7 protein-coding genes are annotated in these 6,913 nt (G+C 58.0%); 2 read left to right on the top strand and 5 right to left on the bottom strand.

From position 1 onward, the window contains the following. From ACLTXB_RS18390 to ACLTXB_RS18380, 3 genes are all read right to left on the bottom strand, one after another. On the bottom strand, positions 1-782 hold a 782-nt coding region (locus ACLTXB_RS18390; protein WP_428227940.1), incomplete at its 3' end, for a ParB/RepB/Spo0J family partition protein. Between the two features lie 121 nt (positions 783-903). Further along, positions 904-1,662, bottom strand: a complete 759-nt coding sequence (locus tag ACLTXB_RS18385) for a ParA family protein (RefSeq protein ID WP_428227939.1) — start codon at positions 1,660-1,662, stop codon at positions 904-906. Between the two features lie 259 nt (positions 1,663-1,921). Further along, positions 1,922-2,746, bottom strand: coding sequence for a ParB/RepB/Spo0J family partition protein (locus ACLTXB_RS18380; protein ID WP_428227938.1), 825 nt, complete (start codon positions 2,744-2,746; stop codon positions 1,922-1,924). Positions 2,747-3,083: 337 nt separating this feature from the next. On the opposite strand from ACLTXB_RS18380, the gene ACLTXB_RS18375 reads away from it, so the two are divergent. Continuing rightward, positions 3,084-4,337 carry a dicarboxylate/amino acid:cation symporter gene (locus ACLTXB_RS18375; protein WP_008982313.1) on the top strand — a complete coding sequence of 418 codons (1,254 nt, stop codon included), beginning with the start codon at positions 3,084-3,086 and terminating at the stop codon, positions 4,335-4,337. 152 nt (positions 4,338-4,489) lie between these two features. On the opposite strand, the gene ACLTXB_RS18370 is transcribed toward ACLTXB_RS18375, so the two are convergent. Further along, positions 4,490-4,660: a ribbon-helix-helix domain-containing protein gene (locus tag ACLTXB_RS18370; protein ID WP_325208318.1), complete on the bottom strand. Its 171-nt coding sequence runs from the start codon at positions 4,658-4,660 to the stop codon at positions 4,490-4,492. 113 nt (positions 4,661-4,773) lie between these two features. Here ACLTXB_RS18370 and ACLTXB_RS18365 point away from each other — a divergent pair, with 113 nt between their 5' ends. Next, on the top strand, positions 4,774-4,926 hold the full coding sequence (locus ACLTXB_RS18365; RefSeq protein ID WP_325208317.1) for a hypothetical protein: 153 nt from the start codon (positions 4,774-4,776) through the stop codon (positions 4,924-4,926). A gap of 359 nt (positions 4,927-5,285) precedes the next feature. Here the strand turns inward: ACLTXB_RS18365 and ACLTXB_RS18360 are convergent, their stop codons facing one another. Beyond that, entirely contained in the window at positions 5,286-6,674 is a 1,389-nt protein-coding gene (locus ACLTXB_RS18360) for an S-layer homology domain-containing protein (protein WP_428227937.1), read from the bottom strand. Positions 6,675-6,913: the final 239 nt, after the last annotated feature.

The raw sequence follows: 6,913 nt of genomic DNA, 5'->3' as shown, positions 1-6,913 counted from the left end.
TGGTGGGAGATGGTCACCTTCCGGCCCAGATTGCTGGACAGGGACTTTTCAAGCTCTCCCAGGTACAGGGCAATCTCATTGTTGGCGGCTTTTTTCTCCGCCGGCTGCTTCTGCAGTGCCTTGACCAGACTCTCGGTCTGGCGCACGGACAGGCCGTGGGCAATGACCTGCTTGGCAGCCTGGCGCTGCATGGCCTGGGTAGGCGCGCCCAGAATGGCCCGGGCGTGGCCGGCAGACAGAGTTCCTTCCTCCACCAGCTTCAGCACATCCTCGGGGAGAGCCAGCAGACGCAGGGTGTTTGCAATGGCAGGACGGGATTTGCCCATCTCCTCCGCCACCTGCTCCTGAGTCAGACCGTATTCCTCCATCAGCACCTGATAGCCCCGCGCTTCTTCTGCCGGGTTCAGGTCTTCTCGCTGAAGGTTCTCAATGAGGCCCAGCTCCATCACCTTGCGGTCGTCTGCCTCAATAATGACGGCCGGCACCTCGGTGAGACCGGCCTGCTTGGCGGCACGCCACCGCCGTTCGCCGGCGATGATCTGATAGTAGCCGGAAGCCAGCCGCCGTACCGTGAGGGGCTGGATAATGCCGTGGACGCGGATGGACTCAGCCAAATCGCTGAGCGTCTCCGGATCAAACCGCTTCCGGGGCTGGTTCAGACCCGGTTCCACTTGGGAGATGGGCAAAGAGATGGAACCCTCTCCCTGAGCGGGCAGCTCCGGGTCGCCCAGTAGGGCGTTGAGTCCCCGACCCAGTCCCAGATCGGTCTTTCGTTTTGCCATGGTACACCTTCCTTTCCAGTAAGAAAGGGCTGGGCCAACGGGATACGACCTGTGGTTCAGCGCTTTCCAAAATCAAAGATCAAAGATCATAGGCGGCAGCGCCGCCGTAGGGGAGAGGGGGTCAGCCCTCTGCGGATGCCATTTCCTCCGCCAGAGACCGATAGGCCTCCGCGCCCCGGGAGTAGGGATCGTAGTCGGTCACCGGCATGCCGTGGCTGGGAGCCTCGCTGAGCCGCACATTTCGGGGAATAACGGTGGCATACACCTGACCGGGGAAGTGCCGCTTCACTTCCTCCGCCACCTGGAGAGACAGGTTGGTGCGGCTGTCGAACATGGTCAGCAGCACGCCCTCCAGGGCCAGCTTGGGGTTGAGGCCCCGCTTGACCAGCCGCACGGTGGACAGCAGGTCGCTCAGACCCTCCAGGGCGTAGTACTCGCACTGGACGGGCACAATGAGAGAGTGGGCCGCGCACAGGGCGTTGACGGTGAGCAGCTCCAGGGAGGGGGGGCAGTCGATAAAGATGTAGTCGTAGTTCTTAGCCAGGCTGTCCAGCGCCTTTTTCAGCAGGTGCTCCCGGTCGGGGATGGCGATCATCTCGATGCCTGCCCCTGCCAGGGCCTTGTTGGAGGGGATCACGTCGCCGTACTTGGTGGAAACCACAGACTTTTTGGGGTCCGCTCCATTGATCAGCACATCGTACACGTTGGGAGAGGCGGTGTTCTTGTCCACGCCCATGCCCGATGTGGCGTTGGCCTGGGGATCAAAATCGCACAGCAGCACCCGTTTGCCCAGAGCTTTCAGGGATGCGGTAATGTTTACGGTGGTAGTGGTCTTGCCCACTCCGCCTTTCTGGTTGACAATGGCAATGATTCTGGCCATTCAGCTACCTCCTGACGGAAAATGAGGCCATCACAGGGCTACCTTTATATATAAGTAAGCAGCGGTGTGATTCCAGAGTTCCATTATAACAACCGTGGCCCGCACTTTCAAGCCGTTTGCCTGCATTTCTCTTGGGCAAAGCAACGATGTTTCACGTGAAACAAAGAAAAGAAGCTAGGGATGTTTCACGTGAAACAATGGCAGGACAAGAAAAAGCGGCAGGGATGCTTCACGTGAAACATCCCTGCCGCTCCACAGGTCATCCGCGGGCAGGGGACCGGGGGATACGGATGGTAAGCAGAATTTCTTCCTCGCCGTCCTCTCGCTGACACTGGGCGTTGACTCCCGCGGTGCGCATCAGCGTCAGCCCCCGCTGGACGGTATTTAAAAACAGCCGCACGTCCTTGACCACAAAGGTGCGCCGGGGACGGCGGGCGGGCTGATCCGGCGGCGGGGGGAGAAGGAGCGTTTCCGTCAGAGCCTCCGTCTGGGCCACCGTCAAATGCTGCTCCACCACGGTCTGGGCCGCCTGGAGCTGAAGCTGGGCGTCTTCCAGGCACAGCAGTGCCCGGGCATGGCGCTCAGTAGCTCCGCCGTCCCGCAGGAGCTCCAGCACCTCGCGGGGGAGCTTCAGCAGCCGCAGCTTGTTGGCTACCGCTGATTGGCTCTTGCCGATTCGCCGGGCGGCCTCCTCCTGGGAGAGGTGGTAGGTGGAGATCAGCTTGTCCAGCGCCAAAGACTCCTCCCAGAAGTCCAGGTCTTTGCGCTGTAAGTTTTCCACCAGCGCCAGCAGGGAGGAGCGCTGGCTGTCGATTTGCAGAGAGAGGCAGGGGACCTCCCGCAGTCCGGCCAGCTTGGCCGCCCGCAGCCGCCGTTCGCCCGCCACCAGCTCCCAACCTCCCTCGGTGCGCCGTACCGTCAGCGGCTGGAGCAGTCCCAGAGCCTGAATAGACCGGGCCAACTCCTCCAAATCTCCCTGGGCAAAGACACGCCGGGGCTGGTCCGGATTAGAAAAAATGTCGTCCACAGGCAGAAACAGCACCCGCGTGCTGTCCAGCATGCCTTTTTTCCGCAGCAGCTGCATCGCTACCCCTCCTGTCTGGGAAATATTTACAAGTATAGTTTACCATATTTTGGAATAGAAAAGGGCGAAGCAGGTCGACCGGAAAAAATTCTTTTTTCCCGGGAAAAGCATGACAGACATTCAAAACATGCAAAATTGGAAAAAATATTTGGAAATAACGGGAAGCGGAGGGGAGAGGGTATGGGTGAAATCTGAAAAAAATTTCAGGAAAAGCCGGAAAAACGGTTGAGAAAATCGGGGGAGGTGTGTATACTGAAAGAGTAAGAGGACGCCCCGCAAAAATGCAAGGCGGGGGACAAAAACATGCGTTTGTGAAGAAGCGGAAGGAGAGAGCTGCATGACAAGCAAAAAGAAGCTGCCCCTGGCGTTTTGGATCTTTATTGGTCTGGCAGTCGGTGTGGTGGCCGGTCTGATCCTGATGAACGTACCCGATGGGGCGGGGATCGACGTTGCCAAAAACTACATCAAGCCCTGGGGCGATATTTTCCTGAACCTGTTAAAATTTGTGGTTGTGCCCATTGTGCTGTTCTCCATCGCTTCTGGCGTGATCTCCATGAAGGATATCAGCAAGGTGGGCGCCATCGGCGGAAAGACTGTGGTGTATTACATGTGTACCACCGCCTTTGCCGTGGTGCTGGCTCTGATCCTGGCCAATATAGCCACTGGTATGGGCCTGTTCCATGTGCTGGATACCACCGACCTCAGCTACACCCCTCCCGAGGGACAGAGCATTATGACCGTGATCGTCAACATCTTCCCCTCCAATGCGATTAAGCCTCTGGTTGACGCGACCATGCTTCAGGTCATTGTGATCTCCCTGTTTTTGGGCTTTGGCATCCTGCTGGCCGGGGAGAAGGGGCTGGTGGCCGCTCAGGTGGTGGACAGCTTCAACGAGGTGTTCATGAAGATCATGGACCTCATCATCAAGCTGTCTCCCATCGGCGTGGCCTGCCTGATCTGCCCTGTGGTGGCAGAGAACGGACCCATGATCCTGCGGGATCTGGTGGCGGTACTGGCACTGGCCTATGTGGGCTATATCCTCCATGCGCTGATCGTCTACTCCTCCACGGTGAAGCTGCTGGGCGGCTTGTCCCCGCTGGCCTTCTTCAAGGGAATGGCCCCTGCTATGATGATGGCGTTCTCCTCGGCCTCCTCTGTGGGCGCGCTGCCCTTTAACCTGGAGTGCACCGAGCGCCTGGGCGCCCGCCGGGAAGTAGCCTCCTTCGTGCTGCCTCTGGGCGCCACCATCAACATGGATGGTACCGCCATTTATCAGGGCGTGTGCGCCGTGTTTATTGCCACCGCTTACGGTGTGAGCCTGTCCCTGGGCGATATGGTCACCATCGTGCTTACCGCCACGCTGGCCTCCATTGGAACCGCCGGCGTTCCCGGCGCGGGCATGGTCATGCTGGCCATGGTGCTCCAGAGCGTGGGTCTGCCCATCGAGGGCATTGCACTGGTGGCTGGTATCGACCGTGTCTTTGATATGGGCCGTACCACCGTCAACATCACCGGCGACGCCGCCTGTACCCTCATTGTCTCCAGAATGGAGGACCGCAAGGAGGCTCGTACCCGCGCCGTCCGCGGATAACCTACTTTTCTTGAAAGAAAGGTAGGCAAAAGAACTTTGTGCGAAACTTCGTTTCGCCTCTGCGCCCGTAAATAAGTTTTTTGTGGGAGTGACGTTTTACGTCGCTCCCACTTTTTTATAAAAGATAACGATAAGGGAAAACGGGTGGCGGATTATTCCGCCACCCGTTTTTCATATTTTTTCAATAAATCTTCAATTGCTTCATCCATCAGACGGGATTTTGGAATCCTGGTTTCTTCCGCCAGTCGGTTAAAATCCCGCATCAGTTCATTTTTTAAAGATGAAGTAAACCGGGTGCGGTTTACCAACAGCGCTTCCGCCATTTTCCCACCACCTTGCATCAGATTGCATCTCCTAGTGTATCCAACCTGATTTTAAAAAACAAGTGATTGCACCTTGCACTAGTTAGTGTATAATAGTGTAAGGATGTGTTGGTATGAACCAGGAGGAATGCTATAAAATTACCGTGGAACTGGACGATAGAACAGCCCATGACTTGGCCTACATAGCCCGCTGGGAGCATTGCACCGTGGAAGAGCTGGTGCAGCGCTATGTGGAACAAAGCTTGATGGAGACATCCCATTTATAGGCCTGTGCGGCCCTATGTAATTGACCCAACTACCACGGTTTTGCCAGGGCAGGCGGCGTAATTTCAACGCACTTGTCCACCATATTTTGCACACATAGGGCCTAAGGCCCGGGGCAAGAAGGAGGCAAGGTCTTGTTTTCGGAGCCGCCGGACGCAAGAGTCTATCTTTCAAGAGGGCGTCCCCCGTAAATGGGGTCCGGGGAAAGGCGACTATAAGCGCCCGCTGCGCGTAGGCGCTCATCGGAGCCGTCCCCGGCGGCGTTTTGGTTACTTTGCCGCCGTGGGCAAAGTAACATTCTCTCCGTGGAAAGCAAAAAGAAACGCCCGGGTATACCCGGGCGTTTCCCATAAAAAACAGATTATTCAATTGCCACCGCGTGCTGCCGCACCATATACAGGGGATCCAGAACATCGGCAGAGATCCAGTAGAAGTAGTCGTGGTAGCGGTCGTCAATGTTGTAGGGATCGGCAATGTAGTAGTATTGGGTGGTAGCGTCATAGCCGCATACCAGTACCGCGTGGTTGTTGCGCAGCAGGCTCTGGGTGGTACCCTCAATGTTGAAATTGCGGTAATAGGGCTGCTTCCAGTACAGCGTGACGTAAATGACCACCGGGTTGCCCAGCAGTACTTCCTCCCGCAATTCCTCTACGGACTTGCCGGAGAAGTCCTTCACATTGCCGTACCGCCGGCCGTACTCCGCCAGAGGAGCCGGATAGATGGTGGTGCGCAGAGTCTCGCTGGGGACGTAGGGGGAGCCCACAAAGCCCTTGGCCGGGTTGGAAGAAGTCTTAGGCAGGTCGGCCAGGAACTGATCCAGCGTCACATTCTGGGCGTAGCCCTTGGCCTTCAGGCCCATAAGCAGGGAGGTAGGCTCACAGCCCACCCAGGCCGCGGAGGGGTACACCTGGCTGATGTAGGGGGTGGGGATCACCGTACACACGGGCAGGGGATCAAACTCCACGTCGGTCATCAGAGGGTAGCCTGCCAGATTCAGCAGCAGTACCGAGAACTCCGCCCGGGAGATGGAGTCGTCGGGGTAGTAACCGCCGTCGCCGCGGCCGGATACCACACCCAGCCGGGCCAGAGACAGCACGGCCTCCGCATCGGGCCGTCCGTCCATGTCGTGAATGTCGGGCGACTCGGTCACAGGGGTGAGGGAAAACAGCTCCGGCCAGCGGCAGATGCTGTTATACAGGATCTGAGCCGCCTCGCCCCGGGTCAGGTTCTGGAAAGGACGGAACAGGCCGGTGCCGTCCTCAGGCAGCACGCCGTTGGCCTCCAGACACAGGATCTTGTCCTTTGCCCAGCTGTCGTCCAGGTCGGTATAGGTGGGGAACATCACGTCGTCACCGGGGATCGTGGTTTCTTCCTCCCCCTCCTCCGGTTCGCTGGGACGCTGGAGGGAGCTATGATACTTCTCCCAGTCCTCCAGCACCTGCTGGGGGATATCCTCCGTGGTGCCGCCGAAGACGGGGATCTCCGCCTCGTCGTCCAGTTCCACGCCCATCTCCTCCAACAGGCCGTAAACCAGACCTGCTGCCTCCTGGCGGGTAACCGGCTGGTCCGGGCGGAAGGTGTGGTCGGAATAGCCGGCGATAATGCCATGTTCCATCAAGGTGTATACCTGGGTCTGAGCCCAGTGGTGCCGCAGGTCATTGGGGGCCGCGGCAGCCAATGCCGGGGTGGTAAAAAGCGCCGCCCCAAAGACGCCGCACAGCATGGCGGCGCATACTTTGGAAGGTTTCAAAACTCGTCTCTCCTTACAAATGGTTTCCCGCAGGGATAACATACACACACTAAAAATATTCTACTCTTTTCCCAAAAAAGTGACAAGGGGCGAAAGGCGGAAAACGGCACCGATTCAGGAAAATATTTCCGCTTAAGACAGGGAAAGGCCGTTCAGGATCAGCCGGTTGGCCAGTTGGGCCACCTGCTCCGGCTCCTCCTGAAAACCACGTACCATCCAGCCCCGGGCCAGTCCTACCG

The sequence above is a fragment of the Flintibacter sp. genome (genome assembly GCF_046973065.1).
The sequence above is the reverse complement of the archived record's forward strand: the minus strand, read 5'-3'. Positions and strand labels throughout refer to the sequence as shown.